Source organism: Actinomycetospora aeridis, from assembly GCF_037400275.1.
Classification (GTDB): domain Bacteria; phylum Actinomycetota; class Actinomycetes; order Mycobacteriales; family Pseudonocardiaceae; genus Actinomycetospora; species Actinomycetospora aeridis.
Genome location: NZ_JBBEGL010000002.1, coordinates 206,669 through 226,474, shown reverse-complemented (window position 1 = coordinate 226,474; position 19,806 = coordinate 206,669). Strand labels below are relative to the sequence as shown.

General features: G+C 75.6%; 18 protein-coding genes. 8 read left to right on the top strand and 10 right to left on the bottom strand.

Annotated features, from left to right (window positions below):
• The first annotated feature begins 1 nt into the window (after position 1).
• The 3 genes from WCD41_RS06345 to glgX are packed head-to-tail and all read left to right on the top strand — an operon-like array spanning position 2 to position 7,121.
• Entirely contained in the window at positions 2 to 1,000 is a 999-nt protein-coding gene (locus WCD41_RS06345) for an AAA family ATPase (protein WP_337712553.1), read from the top strand.
• Positions 997 to 2,694, top strand: coding sequence for a hypothetical protein (locus tag WCD41_RS06340; protein WP_337712552.1), 1,698 nt, complete (start codon positions 997 to 999; stop codon positions 2,692 to 2,694). The genes WCD41_RS06345 and WCD41_RS06340 overlap by 4 nt, the downstream gene beginning before the upstream one ends.
• Complete coding sequence (glgX, locus tag WCD41_RS06335) at positions 2,652 to 7,121, top strand: glycogen debranching protein GlgX (RefSeq protein WP_337712551.1); 4,470 nt, start codon at positions 2,652 to 2,654, stop codon at positions 7,119 to 7,121. Before WCD41_RS06340 ends, glgX begins: the two co-directional genes overlap by 43 nt.
• Here the strand turns inward: glgX and wrbA are convergent.
• Positions 7,105 to 7,719 (bottom strand): NAD(P)H:quinone oxidoreductase, encoded by a 615-nt coding sequence (gene wrbA, locus WCD41_RS06330; protein WP_337712550.1) that lies wholly within the window; start codon positions 7,717 to 7,719, stop codon positions 7,105 to 7,107. The two genes, glgX and wrbA, sit on opposite strands and share 17 nt — an antisense overlap.
• 150 nt (positions 7,720 to 7,869) lie before the next feature.
• Here wrbA and WCD41_RS06325 point away from each other — a divergent pair, with 150 nt between their 5' ends.
• Both WCD41_RS06325 and WCD41_RS06320 read left to right on the top strand, forming a co-directional pair.
• The gene (locus WCD41_RS06325; protein WP_337712549.1) at positions 7,870 to 9,180 is read left to right on the top strand and encodes a PucR family transcriptional regulator; all 1,311 of its coding nucleotides are present in this window, start codon (positions 7,870 to 7,872) and stop codon (positions 9,178 to 9,180) included.
• Positions 9,177 to 11,120, top strand: coding sequence for a homocysteine S-methyltransferase family protein (locus WCD41_RS06320; RefSeq protein ID WP_337712548.1), 1,944 nt, complete (start codon positions 9,177 to 9,179; stop codon positions 11,118 to 11,120). Before WCD41_RS06325 ends, WCD41_RS06320 begins: the two co-directional genes overlap by 4 nt.
• On the opposite strand, the gene WCD41_RS06315 is transcribed toward WCD41_RS06320, so the two are convergent.
• Entirely contained in the window at positions 11,110 to 11,319 is a 210-nt protein-coding gene (locus WCD41_RS06315; protein WP_337712547.1) for a hypothetical protein, read from the bottom strand. The two genes, WCD41_RS06320 and WCD41_RS06315, sit on opposite strands and share 11 nt — an antisense overlap.
• A gap of 176 nt (positions 11,320 to 11,495) precedes the next feature.
• The gene (locus WCD41_RS06310; protein WP_337712546.1) at positions 11,496 to 12,239 is read right to left on the bottom strand and encodes a tyrosine-protein phosphatase; all 744 of its coding nucleotides are present in this window, start codon (positions 12,237 to 12,239) and stop codon (positions 11,496 to 11,498) included.
• 120 nt (positions 12,240 to 12,359) lie between these two features.
• Between WCD41_RS06310 and WCD41_RS06305 the strand changes: the two genes are divergently transcribed.
• On the top strand, positions 12,360 to 12,896 hold the full coding sequence (locus WCD41_RS06305; RefSeq protein WP_337712545.1) for a GNAT family N-acetyltransferase: 537 nt from the start codon (positions 12,360 to 12,362) through the stop codon (positions 12,894 to 12,896).
• A 26-nt stretch (positions 12,897 to 12,922) separates the two neighbouring features.
• Here the strand turns inward: WCD41_RS06305 and WCD41_RS06300 are convergent, their stop codons facing one another.
• Positions 12,923 to 14,131, bottom strand: a complete 1,209-nt coding sequence (locus WCD41_RS06300; RefSeq protein WP_337712544.1) for a MerR family transcriptional regulator — start codon at positions 14,129 to 14,131, stop codon at positions 12,923 to 12,925.
• 90 nt (positions 14,132 to 14,221) lie between these two features.
• Between WCD41_RS06300 and WCD41_RS06295 the strand changes: the two genes are divergently transcribed.
• The gene (locus tag WCD41_RS06295) at positions 14,222 to 14,959 is read left to right on the top strand and encodes a Clp protease N-terminal domain-containing protein (RefSeq protein ID WP_337712543.1); all 738 of its coding nucleotides are present in this window, start codon (positions 14,222 to 14,224) and stop codon (positions 14,957 to 14,959) included.
• Here the strand turns inward: WCD41_RS06295 and WCD41_RS06290 are convergent.
• Genes WCD41_RS06290 through WCD41_RS06270 form a run of 5 tightly spaced genes read right to left on the bottom strand, consistent with a single transcriptional unit; the run spans position 14,947 to position 17,951 of the window.
• Positions 14,947 to 15,378 carry a pyridoxamine 5'-phosphate oxidase family protein gene (locus WCD41_RS06290; RefSeq protein WP_337712542.1) on the bottom strand — a complete coding sequence of 144 codons (432 nt, stop codon included), beginning with the start codon at positions 15,376 to 15,378 and terminating at the stop codon, positions 14,947 to 14,949. The genes WCD41_RS06295 and WCD41_RS06290 overlap by 13 nt on opposite strands.
• Before the next feature lie 53 nt (positions 15,379 to 15,431).
• Positions 15,432 to 16,160 (bottom strand): energy-coupling factor ABC transporter ATP-binding protein, encoded by a 729-nt coding sequence (locus WCD41_RS06285; protein WP_337712541.1) that lies wholly within the window; start codon positions 16,158 to 16,160, stop codon positions 15,432 to 15,434.
• Complete coding sequence (gene cbiQ / locus WCD41_RS06280) at positions 16,157 to 16,921, bottom strand: cobalt ECF transporter T component CbiQ (RefSeq protein ID WP_337712540.1); 765 nt, start codon at positions 16,919 to 16,921, stop codon at positions 16,157 to 16,159. The genes WCD41_RS06285 and cbiQ overlap by 4 nt, the downstream gene beginning before the upstream one ends.
• Positions 16,921 to 17,277 carry a PDGLE domain-containing protein gene (locus WCD41_RS06275; protein WP_337712539.1) on the bottom strand — a complete coding sequence of 119 codons (357 nt, stop codon included), beginning with the start codon at positions 17,275 to 17,277 and terminating at the stop codon, positions 16,921 to 16,923. The genes cbiQ and WCD41_RS06275 overlap by 1 nt, the downstream gene beginning before the upstream one ends.
• Positions 17,274 to 17,951 (bottom strand): energy-coupling factor ABC transporter permease, encoded by a 678-nt coding sequence (locus tag WCD41_RS06270; RefSeq protein WP_337713334.1) that lies wholly within the window; start codon positions 17,949 to 17,951, stop codon positions 17,274 to 17,276. Before WCD41_RS06270 ends, WCD41_RS06275 begins: the two co-directional genes overlap by 4 nt.
• 191 nt (positions 17,952 to 18,142) lie before the next feature.
• Here WCD41_RS06270 and WCD41_RS06265 point away from each other — a divergent pair, with 191 nt between their 5' ends.
• Positions 18,143 to 19,450 carry an FAD-dependent oxidoreductase gene (locus WCD41_RS06265; RefSeq protein WP_337712538.1) on the top strand — a complete coding sequence of 436 codons (1,308 nt, stop codon included), beginning with the start codon at positions 18,143 to 18,145 and terminating at the stop codon, positions 19,448 to 19,450.
• On the opposite strand, the gene WCD41_RS06260 is transcribed toward WCD41_RS06265, so the two are convergent.
• Complete coding sequence (locus WCD41_RS06260; RefSeq protein ID WP_337712537.1) at positions 19,381 to 19,776, bottom strand: VOC family protein; 396 nt, start codon at positions 19,774 to 19,776, stop codon at positions 19,381 to 19,383. The two genes, WCD41_RS06265 and WCD41_RS06260, sit on opposite strands and share 70 nt — an antisense overlap.
• Between the last annotated feature and the right edge of the window lie 30 nt (positions 19,777 to 19,806).

The window sequence follows — 19,806 nt, the reverse complement described above, 5'->3', positions numbered from 1 at the left end:
GATGACCACACCACGCCACTCGTTCCTGCCCCCGCTGCACGACTCGCCGGGGAGCGACCGCCCGACGGCCGGCCCCGACCGGCGCGACGGCGCGGTCTACGTCGCCGACGACGACCTGCGCCTGGCCGTCGACGTCGCCCTGGCCACGGGACGGCCGTTGCTGCTGCGCGGCGATCCGGGGTCGGGCAAGTCCTCCCTGGCCGGCTACCTCGCGCGCAACCTCGGCCGGCGCTACTACGAGCACGTGGTGACCGCACGGACGACGGCGCGGGACCTGCTGTGGACCTTCGACCCCGTCCGCAAGCTGGCCGACGCCTCGGTGCGCGACGCGGGAGGGGCCGACGCGCTGCGGGACCTGGACTACGTCGAGCCGGGCGTCCTGTGGTGGGCCTTCGACCGCGCGTCGGCGCGTCGACGGGGCACCGGTCCCGAGCCGCGCCGACCGGCTCGAGAACCCGACGACGACCTCAACGCCCACCGGGGCGAGCAGGGCGCGGTCGTGCTGATCGACGAGATCGACAAGGCCGACCCGGACCTGCCCAACGGTCTGCTCGTCCCGCTGGGCTCGGGGGAGTTCGTCGTCACGGAGACCGGTGACCTGATCAGCGCCACGGTTCCCGAGGCGGACGGGCCCGCGTCGAACCACCTGATCGTCGTCACGACCAACGAGGAGCGCGAGCTCCCGCCCGCCTTCCTGCGTCGCTGCGTGGTGGTCACGCTGCCCCCGCCCGGGCTCGACCGGCTCGTCGCGATCGCGCACGCCCACGTGGCCCTCGACGGGGTCACGGGCGACGGGGTCACGGACACCGACGACCTGCTCTTCCGCGATCTCGCGACGCGCGTGCTCACCGCACGGGAGGAGGCACGCACGCGCGGCCGTCGCCCACCCAGCACGGCCGAGTACCTCGACGCCGTGCACGCCTGTCGGCGTCTGGGCCTCGCCGAGGACGTCCCGGACCGGGCGCGCCTGTTGGCGCTGGTCCTGGACAAGTCCCCGTGAGCGGGAGGGGGGAGATCTGGCTCGGCGACGTCGTCCGCGCCTGGGAGGCACTCGGCGGTGACCGTGACGCGGTCGCCCGGGTCCTGGGTTTCGTCCCCGAGGAGGTGCGCCCGCCGCCGGCGTCCACCGAGGTCGGCGGGAGCGGCCTCGCGAGCGGCCCTGCCGACCTCGGGTACCGCGCACCGACCCCGCGACCCCGGGCGTCGGCCGCGAGAGCGGAGCCCACCGCGACGCCGTTCCGGCCGGCCACCCGCTACGCCCGGCACCTGCGCCCGGCCGGCACCGACGTCCGCGCCCGGGTGAGCCCCGCGTCCGCGATCCTGTCCGTGGTCACCGGACATGCCGGTCCGGTCCGGGCGGTCGCGTTCAGCCCCGACGGACGAACGCTCGCCACCGCCGGTGCCGGGGAGATCCGTCGCTGGAGCGCCCACACCGGCGTGTCGGTGGGCCCGCCGTTGCCGCTCGCGGGCGAGCCGTCGTGCCTCGCCGTCGGCGACGACGGGAGCTGCTGGGTGGCCACCGCCGACGGGCCGCTGGAGTGGACGGCGACTCCGGGCGACCGCCGCGGCGTCGACCTCTACCGGGTCTCGGCGCTCGCCGCGGCGGGCGAGGGCGTCGTGATCGGTACCCGGGACGGGGCGCTGCTCACGATCGGCGCGCGACCGGCCGGCCGCGAGCGGCCGGCGCCCCGACGGCCGTGGCCCGGTAACCGCCTCCGCGGCCCGATCGTGGCCGTCGCCGCGTCCGCCCGCGGGGGGCGGATCGCCGTCGTCGACGCGGGCGGCGAGGTCGTGACGGTGTCGGACACGGGCATCCCGCGTGCCGCGCGGTTCGCGGCGATGGCGTCCTGCACCCTCGACGCCGACGGCGACGAGCTGACGATGGTGTTCGCGGCCGGGCAGGTCCGGAGGGTCGACACCACGACCCTGACCGGAGGGTCCGCGACCGGGCCGGAGCTGCCGAGCGGTGTTCCGACCGCCCTCGCGCCCGGGGGTGGCACGGCGGCCACGGCGAACCCCGACGGGTCGGTCACGGTCCACCGCCTCGCCGTGCCCGGGAGCACCAGCGGTCCCGCCGAGCGCGTCCTGGCCCGGCCCGCGCGGGGCGTGCGGGCCCCGCTGCCCTTGGAGCCGTTGCTCGCACCGCACCTGGCCCCTCGGCTCCTCGAGGGGCTGCTCGCGGTGGAGGGCGCCTCGGACGCCGTCGACGCCGAGGCGCTGGTCGACCTCGTCGCGCGCCGCGCGATGGTGACCCCCCTGCCGCGGCGGAGGCGTCGATCCCTGCTGCACGGCGTGCAGGTGGTCGTCGACGACGCGCCGGGCACGGCGCGGTTGCGCCGCGACGTGGAGGAGGTGCTGGGCACCCTGCGGCGGGTGGTCGGCGCGGAGGCGGTCGACGTCCGGCGGATCGTCGCAACGCCGTACGACGAGCGCACCGAGGACTACGCGCTGCCGCCGCCGGGGCGCCCGGTCCTGGCGCTCAGCGATCTCGGGATCGCCGTCCCGCCCGGCGCGCCGCGCGGTCCGCGGCAGCTCGACCACTGGCGGCGCTTCGCCCGGGAGCTGCACGCCCGCGGCTCCCACGCCGTCGTCCTCGTCCCGTACCCGCCGGCACGCTGGCCCTCGGCGACCGGCCTCCCCACCCTGGTGACGTGGGACCGCGTGACCCGGGCGGCTCGGGCGGCTCCGCGGTGACCCGGGCCCTGCGGCGGCTCGACGCGGTCCCCGACGGCGTGCGCACGCTCGCGGAGCTCGCCAGCCTGGCGGTGCGCGTCCAGCCCGAGCTCCTGCGGGCGCTGCGTCTCGCCCTCGCCCCGCGGCTCACGGTGGGCGACGAGGCGGACCTCTGGTGGTCGTCCCTGGTGGCGTCCCGGGACGTCGAGGCGATCGTGCTGCGGACCGACCTGCTGCCGTCCCTGCGCGCGGGCCTGAGCGCGCGCCGGCCTGGTCGACTCGCCGAGGTCCGGCGGATCGTGGAGGAGCTGCACCGCGAGGAACCGCCGACCTTCCAGCTCGAGGAACGGGTGGCCTGGGCCGCCCTCGTGCGCGGCGAGGACGCGCGGGCCGAGATCGAGGCCGACCTCGAGGCCGTCGTCGCCGCCCACCGCGAGGAGGGCCGGGCGGGCCTGGCGCACTGGTGGGTCGGTGCGCGGGGCCGTCTCCCCGAGGTCGCCGGCCGGGCCGCGGCGGCCGACCGGTTGTCGGTGCTGGCCTCCGGGGTGCTCGGTGCGGACGCCCGGTCGGCGGGCCTCACGGGCACCGTCGAGCTCGACGGCGCGCTCGCCGCGGGACTGCGCGACGTCCCCGACGTCGAGATCGGGGTGGCGCGTTCGGGAGGGATGCTCCACGTCGGGGCGGTGTCGCAGCGCCCCGACGCGCTCGCCCTGGCCGTCCCGGACACCGACCCCGTCCTGCTGGAGATCGGTGGAGAGGTCCGGGAGCTGCCCCGTGGCGGGGTGCTGTCGTCGGTCGCCGGCGCCGGCCCGCTGCGTGTGCGCACCGCCCGCGGCGTCGTCTACGACCTCCCCGAGGACACCGAGCGCGTGCTCCCGCCCGCGCCCGACGAGCGGCGCCCGGCCCTCGGCGCGCACTGGGACGGGTCGGGCACGGCCTTCGCGGTGTTCTCGGAGGTGGCTGAGCGGATGTGGCTGTGCCTGTTCGACGAGCGCGGTGCCGAGACGCGCGCGGCGATGACCCGCACGGACGACGTCTGGCACACCTACCTCGCCGGCGTCGGGCCCGGCCAGCGGTACGGCTACCGGGCCGACGGGCCCTACGACCCGACGCGCGGCCTGCGCTGCCACCGGGCCCGGCTCCTCGCCGACCCGTACGCGCGCCGCTTCGACGGCACGCTCGGGGGGAGTCACCCGTGGACGGTCGCCCTCACGGCCGGCGACACCGTCGAGACCGGCCGGGACGTGCCGAAGGCACTCGTCATCGATCCGTCGTTCGACTGGAGCGGTGACGTTGCGCCGCGGGTGCCCCTCCAGGACACGGTGATCTACCAGGCCCACGTGAAGGGCCTGACGATGACGCATCCGCAGGTCCCCGAGGAGCTGCGCGGCACGTTCGCGGGCGTGGCGCACCCGGCCGTCGTCGGCCACCTCCGGCGCCTCGGGATCACCGCGCTCGAGCTGCTGCCGGTGCAGCAGTTCGTCCACGAGATCGAGCTCGCCGAGCGCGGCAGTCGGAACTACTGGGGTTTCGCCACCGTGGGCCCGTTCGCCCCGCACGAGGAGTACGCCCGGCCCGGTACCGATCCGGTGCGCGAGGCCAAGGAGATGGTCCGCGCCCTGCACGCGGCCGGGATCGAGGTCATCCTCGACGTCGCCTTCTCGTACACCGGCGAGGGCGGGAGCGACCGCCCGATCCTCTCGCTGAGGGGGCTGGACAACCCGGCCTACTACCGGATCGCCGGGAACCGCGACGTCGATCTCACCGGTCGCGGCAACACCCTGGACACCGAGCACCCCGCCGTCGTGCGGATGATCGCGGACTCGCTGCGCTACTGGGTCACCGAGATGCACGTCGACGGCTTCCGTTTCGACCTCGCCTCGGCGCTCGGGCGCGTCGGCGCGTCCTTCGACCGGTTCGCGCCGTTCCTGGTGACGCTGGGTCAGGACCCGGTCCTGGCGCGGGTGAAGCTCATCGCCGAGCCCTGGGACGCCACGGGCGAGGGCTACCAGCTCGGGAACTTCCCGGCCGGGTGGAGCGAGTGGAACGGGCGCTACCGCGACACCGTCCGCGACGCGTGGCGGGGACGCCCGCAGATCCTCGGCGAGCTGGCGACCCGCCTGGCCGGGTCGTCGGATCTCTACCAGGCGCAGTCCCGTCGCCCCACCGCCTCGATCAACCACGTGACGTCGCACGACGGCTTCACCCTGGTGGACCTGGTGTCCTACGACCGCAAGCACAACGACGAGAACGGGGAGTCCAACCGGGACGGCACCGACGACAACCGTTCCTGGAACCACGGCGTCGAGGGCCCGACCGACGACGCGGCGATCACCGCGTTGCGCGACCGACAACGGCGCAACCTGCTGACCACCCTGTTCCTCTCCCAGGGCGTCCCGATGCTCTCCCACGGCGACGAGCTCGGCCGCACGCAGTACGGCAACAACAACGCCTACATGCGCGACGACCCGTCGGTGTGGATCGACTGGGCCGCGGCGGACGAGGAGATGATCGACTTCGTCGCCGACCTGATCGCCTTCCGCGCCGCGCACCCGGTCTTCCGGCGCCGCCGGTTCCTCACCGACGCCGACGTCCGGTGGTACACGGCCGGCGGCGAGGAGATGGGCGACGCGGACTGGGACAGGGCGTCCACGGTGGTGATCAGGTTCGACGGCACCGCCATCGGTGAGACCGACGCCCGCGGTCGCCCGATCGTCGACGACACGTTCCTCGTGGTCGTCAACCTCCACCACGACGAGGTGGAGGTCGACCTCACGGCGGTGCGCGTGGCGTCGCGGGAGATCGACACCTCGACCGGCGTGGTGGCGTCGCGTTCGCAGACGCCGCTCGCCGAGTACCGCCGGGGCGACGTCATGCCCGTGCCGGGCCGTGCGGTCGTCGTCGTGCGCGACCTGGTCGGGCAGGCCGCACCCGACATCGTCGCGACCGTGTGGCCGGGCGCGCCGAATCCGCTCGGCGCGACGTTCGACGGCGCCGGGACCAACGTGGCGGTCGCCCTCGGGGCCGCCGGACGGGTCGATCTGTGCCTGGTCGACGACAGCGGCGAGACGTCCTTCGTCGCCCTTCCCGAGCGCGACGGCGGCGTCTGGCACGGATACGTCCCCGACATGGGTCCAGGGCAGCGCTACGGGTTCCGCGTCGACGGCTCCGGCCTGCTCGCTGACCCCTACGGGCGCGCTTTCGACGAGGTCGTGCGCCGCGGCGGGAGCCTCCTCTCGCCGCCGGCCGCGATCGTCGTGGACCGCGCCCTCGTCCCGCCGACCCGGGTCGGTCCGGCGGGCCACGGCGAGGTCCTCTACGCCACCGAGGCCGGGACCGTGCCGGGTGACGGCCGGGGCACGTTCCTGGACCTGGCCGGGCCGTCAGCCCTGGCTTACCTGCACACCCTCGGGGCGACGGGCGTCGTCCTCGGCCCGGTCGCCGAGTCCGGGATCGACGACGAGGCGCTGACCGGCCTGTTCGCCCCGACCGCCCGCCACGCGAGGGCCGACCCCGCGGGCGAGTTCCGGACGATGGTCACCGAGCTGCACGCCGCCGGGCTCGCGGTCCTGGTGGAGATCGCCGTCGGTGACTCCGAGGAGGACGAGGCCTACGGCGAGGCCCCGCAGCGCGCCCTCGTCGACCTGCGCAGCCCCGCCGTCGTCGCGATGATCGCCGACGCGCTGCGGTGCTGGGTCGAGGAGCTGGGCGTCGACGGTTTCCTGATGACGACGCCCGAGGGGAGCGATGCCCGGCTGCTGCTCGACGTCATCGCCCAGGACCCGGTGCTCGCGTCGTCCCGGTTCCTCACGATCGGCGCCCGCGAGATCGACGTCCTGTGGAGGGGCGGCGCCCGACGCCTCGGTGCGCTGGTCGACGGGATCGCCGCCCCCCGGCCGCCCGACACCGTCGTGGCGGCACCGGCGCTGGACGGGCGCTCCGGCGACGACGGCGTCGACCCGCTCGCGACGGTGCTCGTGTCCACCGGCGCACCGATGCTCCGTGCGGGCCACGGTGCCGACTCGGCGTCGGTCGCGAGGTGGACCGCGGCGCGCGCCGCCCACCCGCTGCTCGCCCTCGGCTCGGACCGCTTCTGGCTCGATCACGACGCGACCCGGCCCGACGCGGCCGTGCTCGATCCCTCCGGCACGCGGCTCCTCGACCCGGACCGCGAGGTCGCGGCGTTCGCGCTCTACCTCAACGGCCGACCGCAGCACTCCCGTGCCGTCCAGCCCGGTCTGCGCGTCGACGACGACCTCATGATCTTGATCAACGCGGGCCCCGGGCACGCCGTCTTCGTCATGCCGGGGACGGCGACCGCGGAGGCCTGGGTCGTCGCGGCCAGCACGGGTCCGCTCGCCGGCACGGTGCCGCCCGCGTCGACCCTGACCGTGCCACCGCGGTCGGTCACGCTCCTGGCCGCCACCGGCGTCAGCGTGCGGCCTTGAGCGCCGCGGCGATCTGGGCCAGGCGGGTGCCCTGCACCCGGGCGGCGCCGAGGGCCTCCTCGTCCGGCGCGGCCGACTTCCGCGACACCCAGGACGCCCCGTACGGGTTGCCCGAGGACATCAGCGACGGGTCGGCGGCGTAGCCGAGCGGCATGACCAGCGCGCCCCAGTGGTAGAGCACGTTGTTCATCGACAGGATCGTCGCCTCGAGCCCGCCGTGGCCCGTCGAGGCGCTGGTGAACGACGTGCCGACGAGGCCCGCGAGCTTGCCCTGCGCCCACAGGCCGCCGGTGGTGTCGAGGAACGCCTTGAGCTGCTCGGCGCTGTTGCCGAACCGCGTCGGGCTGCCGAGGGCGAGGCCGTCGGCCCACTCGAGGTCGTCGAGGGAGGCGACCGTGTCGTAGGGGTTGTCCTCGACCCACGCCTTCCAGCGGCGGTTCGCCTCGATCGCCTCGGCCGGGGCGCGCTCGGCGACCGGGCGCACGCGGGTCTCGGCGCCGGCGGAGCGGGCGCCCTCGGCCAGCGCCTCGGCGAGCGCGGCCACGTTCCCGGTCGCGGAGTAGAAGATGACGGCGATGCGCGGGGCGCGATCGGGCACGGGTCCTCCAGGGTCGGGCACGGCCGGGGTCGGTACGGGCCCCGATCATGACCCGTGCGGGCGTCGGGAGCTGCGCGGGGTATCGGTGCCGAGTCGGTTCTGATCGCCGCAGCGCCACCGGGAGCGGCGCCGACGGGTGAGAATGCGGGTGTGACGACCGGCGAGGTGCGCGCGCGGCCGGGGTCGGCGTCCCCGGACGCCACGGCCCCGCGCGGGCTCGTCGCGCTCTACCGCCGGCTCTCCGGGCTCGTCGCGGCGCCCTCGGTGGACGCTCAGGCCGTGGCCACCGTGATGGCCGGCGAGCTCGGGGTGCTCGCCGCGGTGGTCGGGGCGGGGCGGGAGGTGCTCGCCGCTGCGGCGCCGGGCATGGGCATCGCCGAGGCGTCCGCCCTCGTGCGCGCCGACGCCCGCAGCGCCGTCTGGCCGCGCACCCTCGACGTCGCCGCGACCGCCGGCCGCGCCCTGCGCGTCCCGGGGCCCGGACGCCGGGTCCAGGTCGTCGCCCCGGTGCTGTTCGGCCGCGAGGTGCCGGCGTTCCTGCTCGCCGAGGAGGACACCGCGGCCCGCGACCGCCCCGAGGCCCTCGCCGGCGACGACGTCCTGCTGCTCGTCGCCGAGCACGCCGCGACCGTCGTCGGCGTCATCGCCGGCCGCGACCGCGTACTCGCGACGGCGGCGGGTCAGGTCCGCGGTGACCTCGTCTCCGGGCTGTTGCTCGACCGCGCCCGCGACGCCGACCAGGCGGCCCAGTGGGCCGAGCACGTCGGCTACGACCCCGGCGTCGACCACCGCGTCGTCGTCGTGTCCCCCGACGACGACGGCGCGTACGGCGCCGGGCCGGCGAGCCTGCTCGGCGAGGCCGAGGAGCACCTGCTCGCGGCCGCGCCCTCGGCGCTGACCGTCGTGCGCGACACCGAGACCGTCGCCGTCGTCCCCGAGCGCGACGACCCGGCCGCCGTCGGCGCCGCGTGCGCCCGCCGGCTGGCGCGCGGCCGCGTCCCCGACCCGGACGCGCGCTGGCCCGTGACGGTCGCCGTCGGCGGGACGGTCCGCGACCCCACCGAGATCGCGACCTCCTACGACCAGGCGCGCCGCACCCTCGTCGCCGCCCGCCGCCTCGGGCGCGCCGGACGGGTGCTGCGCTTCGACGACCTCGGCGTGCACCGCCTGCTGCTGCAGATCCCCGACCCCGAGGCCGCCCGTGTCTTCGCTCGCGAGGTCCTCGGCCGCCTCGCGACCGACCGCTCCGAGCGCACCGTCGAGCTGCTGCGCACCCTCGCTCGCTACTTCCGCGAGGACGGCAGTCCCCAACGGGTCGCGCGCGTGCTCAACGTCCACCCCAACACCGTCGGCTACCGGCTGCGGCGCGCGGAGGAGCTCAGCGGGCTCGACCTCGACGCCTACCGCGACCGGCTCGCCGCCCAGATGGCGCTGGAGATCCTCGGGGAGATGGAGGGGTGAGCGAGTCGTTCACCGAGGCCCTCGGACGCCGCGTACTGCTCGGCGACGGCGCGATGGGCACGCTGGCCCGGGCCAGCGGCGGCCTCGTCGAGGGCCACGGCGCGGAGCTGTGCGTCATCGCCCCCGAGCTCGTGTCGGCCCTGCACGAGCGCTACCTCGCCGCGGGCGCCGACGTCCTGCAGACCCACACCTTCGCCGCCTCGCGGCCCCGCCTCGAGCGCCACGGGCTGGCCCGGCGGGTCCGCGAGATCAACCTCGCCGGCGCCCGCCTCGCCGCGGACGTCCGGGACACCGCCGGCCGCCCGGCGTGGGTGGCCGGGTCGGTCTCGCCCGCGACGCCGCCGGGGTTCGCGGTCCCGGTCGACGAGGCGCGCGCGGCGTCCGCGATCCGCGAGCAGGTCGAGGCGCTCGTCGAGGGCGGCGTCGACCTCGTCGTGCTCGAGACGTTCAGCCGCGCCGGCGAGCTGCTCGCGGCGCTGCGCTCGGTGCAGGAGGTCACCGACCTGCCCGTCGTCGCCCAGGCGACCTTCGTCGACGAGGACGGCGACCTGCTCACCGCCGCCGGGGAATCGCCCGCCGACGTCGTCGCGCGCCTCGCCGACACGGGGGCGGTCGCCGTCGGCACCAACTGCACCCTCGGTCCGCAGGGGCTGCTCGACGTCGTGCGCCGCATGGGCCCGACGGGCGGGCCCGCCCTCTCCGCCCAGCCCAACGCCGGCCTGCCCCACGTCGTCGCCGACCGCAGCGTGCGCTTCGCCGGCGACGCCGAGCACTTCGCCCGCTACGTCCTGCGCTACGTCGAGGCCGGGGCACGCCTGGTCGGCGGGTGCTGCGGCACGACGCCCGAGCACACCGCGGCCGCGGCCCGGGCGCTGACCACCCACGACGCGTGGGCGCCGCCCACGACGCCCCGCGAGACCGTCCCCGCCCCGCGCGCCGTCCCCGATCCCGTCCCCGACGCCGACGAGGCCCCGGACGACGCCGCCGCCGGCCCCGGGCGCGGCGCGGTGGAACGCTGGCTGCGGGGGCGTCCCGGGTCGCGCGGGTTCCTCGTCGCGGCCGAGGTCGCCGGCGCGGGCGGCCCGGACGAGCACCTCGGCCGCGCGCGCCGCGCGGTGGCGGGCGGCGCGTCCGTGCTGTGGGTCAGCCGGTCACGCGCCCGTCGCGCGACCACCAGCCCCGCCGGCCTCGCCGTGCACCTGCACGACCGCGTCGACGTCGACACCGCCCTGACGGTCACGAGCTGGCAGACGAGCCTGCTCGCGCTGCAGGCCGACCTGCTCGGGCTGCACGCGCTCGGCGTCCGGACGCTGGTGTGCGAGACGGGCAACCCGCCCGTGCACGCGGAGGAGGCCGTCGGCGACGGGGTGTGGGAGGTCGACGGGCTGGAGCTGCTGCGCCTGGCGGCCGACCTCAACCGCGGGGTGGACGCCGACGGGGTGGAGATCGGGACCGCGACCGCGTTCCGGCTCGGCGCGCGCATCACGCCGGGCGCCGACGATCTGGACTACGAGGCCGAGCGCGCGGTGGCGAAGGTGGAGGCCGGGGCGGAGTTCCTCGTCTCCCGGCCGGTGTTCGAGGTCGAGCGGCTGCGCACGGTCCTCGACGGCCTCGCGGCCGCGGGGCGGCGGGTCCCGGTGCTGGCCTCGGTGGGCGCGCTGACCGGCTACGCCCAGGCCGAGCACCTGCGCCACGAGGTGCCCGACGTCGTCGTCCCCGACGCGGTCGTCGCGACGATGCAGAAGGCCGGCGACGGCCCGGACGCGGCGCGCACGGGCCTGGCGCTGGCGGCCGAGCTGGTCGCCGACGCGGCCACGCTGGCCGAGGGCGTCGTGGTGCGCTGGCCGGGCTCGGCGGTGCCGGGCCTCGACCCGGCGACCGCCGTGACCCGGTTGCGCGCCGCCGCGAACGGCGCCGGCGGCGAGCGCGTCAGGCGCTGACGGCCTCGACGGGGCGCTCGACCGTCCGGGGCGCGGGGAGCAGCGGCGTGTGCGACGCACCGCGCAGACGGGCCACGGTGGCGCGCAGGTAGGCGACCTCGCGCGTCAGCGACGCGACGGTCTCGCCGTCGAAGTCGTAGGACATCTCGCGGGGCATCACCACGACACCGCAACAGGGGCACGTCGTCGGGGCAGTCATCCGGGTCACCTCGATGATCGGGTCGGCGCCTGCGGGTCGCTGGGTGGGCCCGCGCACCGTCCAGTCTTCGGGGAGGGACCCCGGACGGGCACTGTGCCCGCCCACAGAGATCACGTGGGCGCCGTTGTGGCCCGGCACAGGAGACACCGGGCGTACACCCGGATGGCCGTGCGCGTTCAGGCGTCCTCGACGAGGCGCTCGCGCCAGGCGTCGAGGTCGGCGTCGGGCACCCCGGCGTCGCGCAGCGGCGCGCGCGGGTCGTCGTCGAGGAGATCGAGGACGGGCTCGATGTGCTCCGGGGTGACCCCGACGCGGCTCGCCTCGACCGACGGGTCGAGCGCGCCCTGCGCCACGAGACGGTCGCGCAGCGCGGCGCGGTGCTCGTTGGTCGCGGCGAAGTCGGCGGCCACCGTCACGCGGTCGACGCCGGCGGCACGCAGCAGGAGCGCGACCGCGACACCGGTGCGGTCCTTGCCGGCCGCGCAGTGCACGAACAGCGGCCCCGGCCCGTGGGCGGCCACGGCGACGAGCTGCGGCAGCCAGTGCTCGCCGATGCTCTGGACGAGGAGCAGGTAGAGCTCGCCGGCGTCGAGCTCGCCGCGGCGCCCGCGGGCCTGCGCGGCCGGCGCCAGGGACGAGATCAGTGGCAGGGTGGTCAGCTCCGCGCCGAGTGCGGGCAGCGGGTGGACCGCGGGCAGCTCGGCGGGGTTGCGGAGGTCGACGACGCTGCCGGGCGGCCAGGCGAGCCCGCCCGGGCCCCGGGTCTCGTCGCCCTCGAGCGGGGCCTCGCCCCGCCACAGGACACCGGGGCGCGTGCGCCCGCCGTCGATCGTCGGCATGCCGCCGACGTCGCGGAGGTTCGCGAGGTGCGGGAGGTGGGCCAGGTCGGGGGTGGGCTGATCCGTGCGCGTGGCCGGCACCGCGGGCTCCTTCGGGGTGGGACCCCCATGATCCCCCGGCCCGGGCTCCTGCTCGCCCGGTCGTAGCGGAGGTCACCCGCGCGGCCGGCGGATGGGCGTCGACCGGGCAGAGTGGATCCCGTGGCCGATGCCGACGACCTGGTCCTGCGCGCGCCCCTGCCGTCGGACGAGGCGGTGGCTCGCGAGGCGCAGGTCGCGCTCGCCGCGGACGGCTTCGACTTCGGACTGCGGCCCGACGACGAGCCGTGGCTCGCGTACCTCGACCGGCTCGGCCGCGAGCACCGCGGCGAGGACCTGCCGCCCGGGCGGGTGCCGAGCAGTTTCCTCTACGCCGACGTGCACGGCCGGGTCGTCGGGCGCGCGTCGATCCGGCACACGCTCACCGACACGCTGTGCGTCGAGGGTGGTCACGTCGGCTACGCCGTCCTGCCGGCCGAGAGACGGCGCGGCTACGCCACCGCGATCCTGCGGCGCAGCCTGGAGTTCCTCCACGACCGTGGCGTCGGACCCGTGCTGGTGACCTGCCACGAGGACAACCCCGGCTCGCTGGAGGTCATCCGACGCTGCGGCGGGGTCCTGGACGCGGGGTGGCCGTCGTCCCGGCCCTCCGGCGACCGTGTCGCGCCGACGCTGCGGTTCTGGATCCCGCCGGGCTGAGTCCTCGGTGTCGCAGGGCCGCGTGGTCACGGCGCGGCCTCGTCGATGCTGTTCACCGACGTCGGCGACGCGCGGTTGACCCCGACCGCCCGGAAGAAGGTGTAGCTGAACGTCCCGCCCGGCTCGGTGGTGCGCAGGAGGTCGCGCACGCCGGCGTCGAATCGCTCGGGGGTGATCAGACCGGCGGCGATCGCGGGCTCACGGACCCCGGCGACCATCGCGGTGAAGGTCCGGCGCACGAGGCTGTCGGCGAGGTCGGGACGCCCGGGGTGGGCGTGGGCGGTGCGCGGCACGACCGCGACGTCGTCGAATCCGGCCCCGGTGAGCAGCGGCTGCAGTCGCCGGCCGATCCCGGCGTCGCCCCCGGCCTGGCGCTGGAGCACCTCCTGGCAGGTGATCACCGCGCGGGCGTCGGCGCTGTCGGGGTGGAACGCGGTCGCGCCGTGGTCGCCCTCGACGACGGTGATCGTCCCGCCCGGACGGAGCACCGAGCGCAGCGCGAGCAGCGCCTCCTCGGGGCGGGGCAGGTGCTCGAGCAGGAAGAACACGACGACGTGGTCGACGGGGCCGGGCGGGTCGTGGACGTCGCCGTGGACCACGGAGACGCGGTCGGCGATCCCGGCGGCCTCGACGCGGGCGCGCGTGGCGGCGACCTGACCGTGCTCGAGGTCGAGCGCGGTGAACCGCGCGCCCGGGCTGCGCGCGGCGAGCACGACCGTCTGGGCGCCGACGCCGCAGCCGGGCTCGAGGACGTGCGCGCCGTCGGGGAACGCGACGCCGTCGTGGAGCAGGTCGGCGAGGGTGGCGGCCTGGTCACGCAGCCGGGTCGCCTCCGTCTCGTGGTAGCCGTGGACGTAGGACCCGATCATGGTCATCTCCCGGATCACGGTGGACAGGACGTCGTGTCCCGGAGCGGCGAGGACCTCGGCGAGCCGGTCGCGGACCGTGCGCCGGCGCCGCAGGTCGGCGTCCACCTCGGCGAGGTGGCACCGCAGCGTCGCGGCCGGGTCGGGATCCGAGCCGTCGAGCAGGGCCGCGACCTGGTCGAGGCGCAGCCCGAGCGCGCGCAGCGTGATCGCCCGGTGCAGGCGGACGACGTCGGTGGGCGAGTACAGGCGGTGGCCCGCCGGGGTGCGGGACGGCGAGACGACGCCGCGTTCGTCCCAGTGCCGCAGCACGCGCACCGACAGGCCGGTGGCCTCGGCGAGCTCACCGACCGTCCGCCCGGATGTCATGCCCGGAAACGCTAGGCCCTCACATCGTGAGAGGGGCAAGCGTCCACTCAGAGTTGACGAACACCACCGTCGTCAACCTAAGGTGGACGCATGGCTGACACCCCAGTCCGTCTCGACGACCTCATCAACGCGATCACGTCGGTGCACACCGACACCCTCGAGCAGCTCCAGGACGCCGTGCTCGCCGCCGAGCACCTCGGCGAGGTGGCCGACCACCTCATCGGTCACTTCGTCGACCAGGCCCGCCGGTCCGGGGCGTCGTGGACCGACATCGGCAAGCGCATGGGCGTCACCAAACAGGCCGCCCAGAAGCGCTTCGTGCCCAAGGGGTCCGGCGAGGAGATCAACATGGAGGAGGGCTTCGGCCGCTTCACCCCGCGCGCCCGCAACGTCGTGGTGAAGTCGCAGGAGGAGGCCCGCTCGGCCGGCAACGCCGAGATCACCCCGGTGCACCTCGCGCTCGGCCTGCTGCACGAGCCCGAGTCGCTCGCCGTGCTGACGATGAAGCAGCTCGAGGTCTCGCCCGAGACGGTGCGGCGCACGCTGGTCGAGCAGCTGCCGGCGCGCTCGGAGGAGGTCGGCGCGCTCATCCCGTTCGACGGCGCGGCCAAGAAGGCGCTGGAGCTGACGTTCCGCCAGGCCCTGCGCCTCGGGCACAACTACGTCGGCACCGAGCACATCCTGCTCGCGCTGCTCGAGCAGGAGGACGGCGCCGGGACGCTCACCGGCCTCGGGCTGGGGCGCGACGCCGTCGAGAGCGAGATCGTGCGGGCGCTGTCGGTGCTCACCGGCGCCCCGCAGGACCCCGGCACGCCTCAGACCCCGTAGATCCTCGTCGGGGTCACGAGCACGGCGGCGCGACGCTCGCGCGCCATCGTCGCGTCGTACTCCACCCAGTCGTCGTGCGTCCCGCCCGCCGCGACGAAGACCTCCCGCAGGAGCGCGGGCACGTCCTGGACGCCGGTCAGCGGGTCGTCCGGCCCCGCGATCTCCGTCGAGCCCTCCACGGTCGTCCAGCGCCAGCCGGCCCGGACCGTGACCGTCATCCAGGGGCGGGCGCGGAGGTTCGCGAGCTTCACCGATCCGCCCGCCGCCACGAGACCCAGGATCGGCGTCCCGTGCCTCGGGTGGTCCATGACGCCGGCGTTGACGACGCTCGACTGGATCGACCCGTCCGCCCGCGCCGTCGAGACGACGACGAGGAAGTGTTCGCCCGCCGCGCGCCCGCGGAAGTCGTCGAGGTCCATGGTTGCCCTCCGGGCTTGTGAGTGGTTGTCCGTGTCATAGCACGGACAAGCACTCACAAGGCGAAGCCAAAGGGCAGCTCGAGGCGGTGAGCGGCGAGGAACGCGGTGTCGGCGAGCAGGTCGCGGGTCGGGGCGTCGGCGACGACCACACCGCCGTCGATCACCACCGAGCGCGGGCAGAGCTGCAGGGCGTAGGGCAGGTCGTGGGTGACCATGAGCATGGTCCGGTCGAGCCCGAGCAGGACGTCGGCGAGCTCGCGGCGGGCGACGGGATCGAGGTGGGTCGACGGCTCGTCGAGCACGAGGATCTCCGGGTCGCAGGCGAGGACGGTGGCCAGCGCGGCCCGGCGGCGCTGCCCGCCGGAGAGGTGCATGGGGGAGCGGTCGGCGAGCTCGGCGACCCCGACGGCGTCGAGGGCCTCCTTGACGCGCAGCGAGAGCTCCGGCTCGGTGACCCCGAAGTTCGCGGGCCCGAAGGCGACGTCGTCGGCGACCGTCGGCATGAACAGCTGGTCGTCGGGGTCCTGGAAGACGATCCCGACCCGGCGGCGGATCTCCTGGACGTTCTCCCGGGTGACCTCGAGCCCGCCGACGCGCACCGTGCCCGCCCCCGCCCGGTGGACGCCGTTGAGGTGCAGCACGAGCGTCGTCTTCCCGGCGCCGTTCGGGCCGAGCAGGGCGACGCGCTCGCCGCGCTCGATGCGCAGGTCCACGCCGAACAGGGCCTGGTGACCGTCGGGGTAGGCGAACGCCAGGCCCTCGACGTCCAACGAAGCGGTCACGCCAGCCAGTATCCGGACGCCGCGAGCACGACCGCGGCAGCGGCGGGCAACAGGGCCACCGTCCAGGTCGCCGTCGACGCCGACGCCGTGGTGAAGGCGGGCATCGCCCCGGTGTAGCCGCGGGACAGCATCGCCAGGTGCACGCGCTCGCCCCGCTCGTAGGACCGCAGGAACAGCGCGCCCACCGAGCGCACGGTCGCGCCGAGCTGCCAGACGAAGCGCGGGTCGTGACCGCGCGAGACGCGGGCGAGGCGCATGCGACGGGCCTCGGCGGCGATCACCTCGAGGTAGCGCAGCATCAGCGTCGCGATCACGCACACCATCGACGGCACCCGCAGCCGGGAGAGCCCGGAGACGAGGTCGCGCAGGGGGGTCGTCGCCGCCAGCGTCACCGAGACCAGGACGCCGAGCGTCCCCTTGATCAGGATGTTCCAGCCGGCGAGCAGGCCGTCCACCGCCAGCGACATCCCCATCCACTCGACCCGCGGGCCGGTGGCGGAGAACGGCAGCAGGACCGCGAGGACGACGAACGGCGCCTCGATGAGGGCGCGCGTCGCGAGCCAGCCCGGCGGGATCCGGGCGGCGATCCAGACCCCGACCAGGAGCAGGAACTGCAGCCCGAACACCGCGAACGCCTCCCGCGGCGTCGCCACCACGGCCAGGACGAACACGAACGCGACGACGATCTTGACGTGCGCCGGCAACCGGTGGACCACCGAGTCGCCGGCACGGTAGAGCGGGTGGGCGTGCCCGGCGCCCACTACTCGACCCGGCTGGGCGGCTCGTCCCGCGCACCCCGACGGCGCAGCAGCCAGAACAGCCCGCCGGCCACGATCAGCGTGACGAGGACGCCGATCACGCCGGCCACACCCGTGCTGCCCTCGCTGCCGCCGACGGTGTAGTCGGCGAGCGGGCTGCCCGCGGTCGCGTGCTCGCCGGCGTTCTGGGCGATGCACGTGCCGCCGACGGGCTCGCCGGACTCGTCGAGCTCGCACCCGGTCTGCGTCACCGCGTCGAGGCCGTCCGGGCTGCCACTGGCCGCGTAGGACACGACCCCGGCCAGCAGCAGGGCGACCACGAGGAAGCCCGCGTAGAAGGCCAACGGGAGCTTCTTCATGCCCGGGCTCCCTTGAACTGCAGCGACGGCGCCGCGGTGCGGGTCAGGTAGACGAGGTCGGGCCGCACGGCGGCGACGGCGCCGACGGTGAGCGCGGTGATGATGCCCTCGCCGATGCCGATCAGCGCGTGGAGGCCGGCCATCAGGCCGAACACGGTGCCGAGGGCGAGGCCCTGGCCGCCGATCGCGTACTCGAGGACGAAGCCGAGCGCGGCGGCGACGGTGTTGACGAACGCCGCGACGAACGCCGTGGCGACGAGCCCGCCCCGGCTCCGGAGGGCGATCCTCCGCATGGCCACCGCGACGCCGTACCCGACGAACGTGCCGATCAGCGCCATGTTCGTGATGTTGGTGCCGAGCGCGGAGAGCCCGCCGTCGGCGAAGAGCAGCGCCTGGAGCAGCAGGACGATCGACACGCAGATCGCGCCGACGTACGGGCCGACGAGGATCGCGCAGAGCGCGCCGCCGAGCAGGTGACCGCTGACGCCGGGCAGGATCGGGAAGTTCAGCATCTGCACGGCGAACACGAACGCCGCGACGAGCCCGGCCATCGGGGCCGTGCGGTCGTCGAGGTCGCGACGGGCCCTGGCGACGCACACGGCGAGGCCGAGCACGGCCACGACCCCGAAGATCACCGAGGTCGGCGCGTTCACGATGCCGTCGCTCATGTGCATGGCGACGAGGTCGGTGGGTTCCACGAGTCACCCCCACGGCTGCGGGCAGGTCCCCCCGGACGAGTGGGACGCCACAGTGTGTCGCAGGTGAAGCGCTGTCGCACTATTCCTGCGACAACCGATCACTGGCCGAACAGAGGGTGTGGCCGGGGCGCTGTCGTGATCGCCCGGTTCCGGCCATGCTCGGTCCCGTGGAGCAGCGGACGACGTGCGTGGTGGTGGGCGGCGGGCCGGCGGGGATCGTGCTGGGGCTCGTGCTCGCCCGGGCGGGCGTCGAGGTCACCGTGCTCGAGAAGCACGGCGACTTCCTGCGCGACTTCCGTGGCGACACCGTCCACCCGTCGACGATGACCCTGATCGACGAGCTCGGGCTCTGGGACCGGTTCGAGCAGCTGCCGTGGAAGCCGATCGACTCGGTGCGGGTCCTCCTCGACGCCGGGCCGGCGGAGATCGGCGACCTGTCCCGCCTCGGTCGTGTCGGGGTGCCCCACCCGTTCGTCGCGATGGTCCCGCAGTGGCACCTGCTCGACATGCTCGCCGCCGCCGGCGAGGAGGAGCCGACGTTCACGCTGGTCCGCAACGCGGAGGTCACCGACCTGGTCCGCCGCGGCGGCCGCGTCACCGGCGTGCGGTGGGGCGACGGGAACGAGCTCACCGCGGACGTCGTCGTCGCCTGCGACGGCCGCGACTCGCTGGTCCGCGAGCGCTCCGGGCTGCCGCAGCGCGACTTCGCCGTGCCGATGGACGTGTGGTGGTTCCAGCTCGCGCGCGAGGAGGAGGACCCCGCGGGTGGGCTCGGTCGGCTCTCGGACGACGGCCGCATGATCATCATGATCGACCGGGGCGACCACTACCAGGTCGCGTACCTCATCGCCCGCGGCACCGACGCGGAGTCCCGGCGCGGGCCGGTGGCGGCGCTGCGCGACGAGCTGCGCCGGGCGATGCCGTGGCTCGGCGACCGGGTCGACGGGCTCGGGAGCTGGGACGACGTCAAGCTGCTGCAGGTCACGCTGAACCGGCTGCGGCGCTGGTCGGCGCCGGGCCTGCTCTGCATCGGCGACGCCGCGCACGCCATGTCGCCGGTCGGCGGCGTCGGCATCAACCTCGCCGTGCAGGACGCCGTCGCCGCCGCGCAACGGCTCGCGCCCGCGCTGTCCGCGGCGGCACCCGACCCCGCCGCCGTCGACCGCGCCGCCGCGCACGTGCAGCGCCGGCGCTGGTTCCCGACCGTCTCGACCCAGACCGCGCAGCGCATCGCGCACCGCGTGGTCGTGCGCAACGTCCTGCGCGGGGGCGGGCTGGGGGTCGGCCGGCTGCCGGCTCCCGTGCGGCTGCTGCAGCGGGTGCCCGCGCTGCAGGTCGTCCCCGCCTACCTCGTCGGCATCGGGTTCCTGCCGGAGCGGGCGCCGGTGTGGGCGCGCCGTGGCGCTCAGCCCGCGAGCGCGAAGAACTCCAGCGCGTTGCCGTCGGGGTCGGTGAACGAGAGCGCCCACCCGTAGTCGGCCTCGACGACGCCGCTGTGCGCGACGCCGATCTGGTCGAGGTGCGTCTGCCACGCCGCCACCGCGGGCCGGTCGGCGCACGCGAAGCCGACGTGGTCGAGCCCGGGGGCGACGACGTCGAAGCGGTCGCCCGAGCGTGCGGCGTCGTGGGCGGTGAGCCCGAACAGCTGCCCGCCGGCGAGGGCGAACACCTTCCGCTCGAACGGCCCGTCGGACAGCGTCATCGCCGGCTCGACGCCGAAGAGGCGCTCGTACCAGGGCTGGCTGGTCGCGAGGTCGGTCACGGACAGCGCGACGTGGGAGATCGAGGGGAGCTCGGGCACGGGGCCTCCTGGTGTAGGACGCGCGGGCTT

Bases quoted from the DNA above. Each gene is read 5' to 3' on its own strand.
- WCD41_RS06270 (WP_337713334.1), bottom strand. From the start codon at position 17,951: ATGCACATGAGCGACGGCATCGTGAACGCGCCGACCTCGGTGATCTTC.
- WCD41_RS06275 (WP_337712539.1), bottom strand. From the start codon at position 17,277: ATGAAGAAGCTCCCGTTGGCCTTCTACGCGGGCTTCCTCGTGGTCGCC.
- WCD41_RS06345 (WP_337712553.1), top strand. From the start codon at position 2: ATGACCACACCACGCCACTCGTTCCTGCCCCCGCTGCACGACTCGCCG.
- WCD41_RS06290 (WP_337712542.1), bottom strand. From the start codon at position 15,378: ATGGACCTCGACGACTTCCGCGGGCGCGCGGCGGGCGAACACTTCCTC.
- WCD41_RS06300 (WP_337712544.1), bottom strand. From the start codon at position 14,131: ATGACATCCGGGCGGACGGTCGGTGAGCTCGCCGAGGCCACCGGCCTG.
- WCD41_RS06295 (WP_337712543.1), top strand. From the start codon at position 14,222: ATGGCTGACACCCCAGTCCGTCTCGACGACCTCATCAACGCGATCACG.
- WCD41_RS06315 (WP_337712547.1), bottom strand. From the start codon at position 11,319: ATGACTGCCCCGACGACGTGCCCCTGTTGCGGTGTCGTGGTGATGCCC.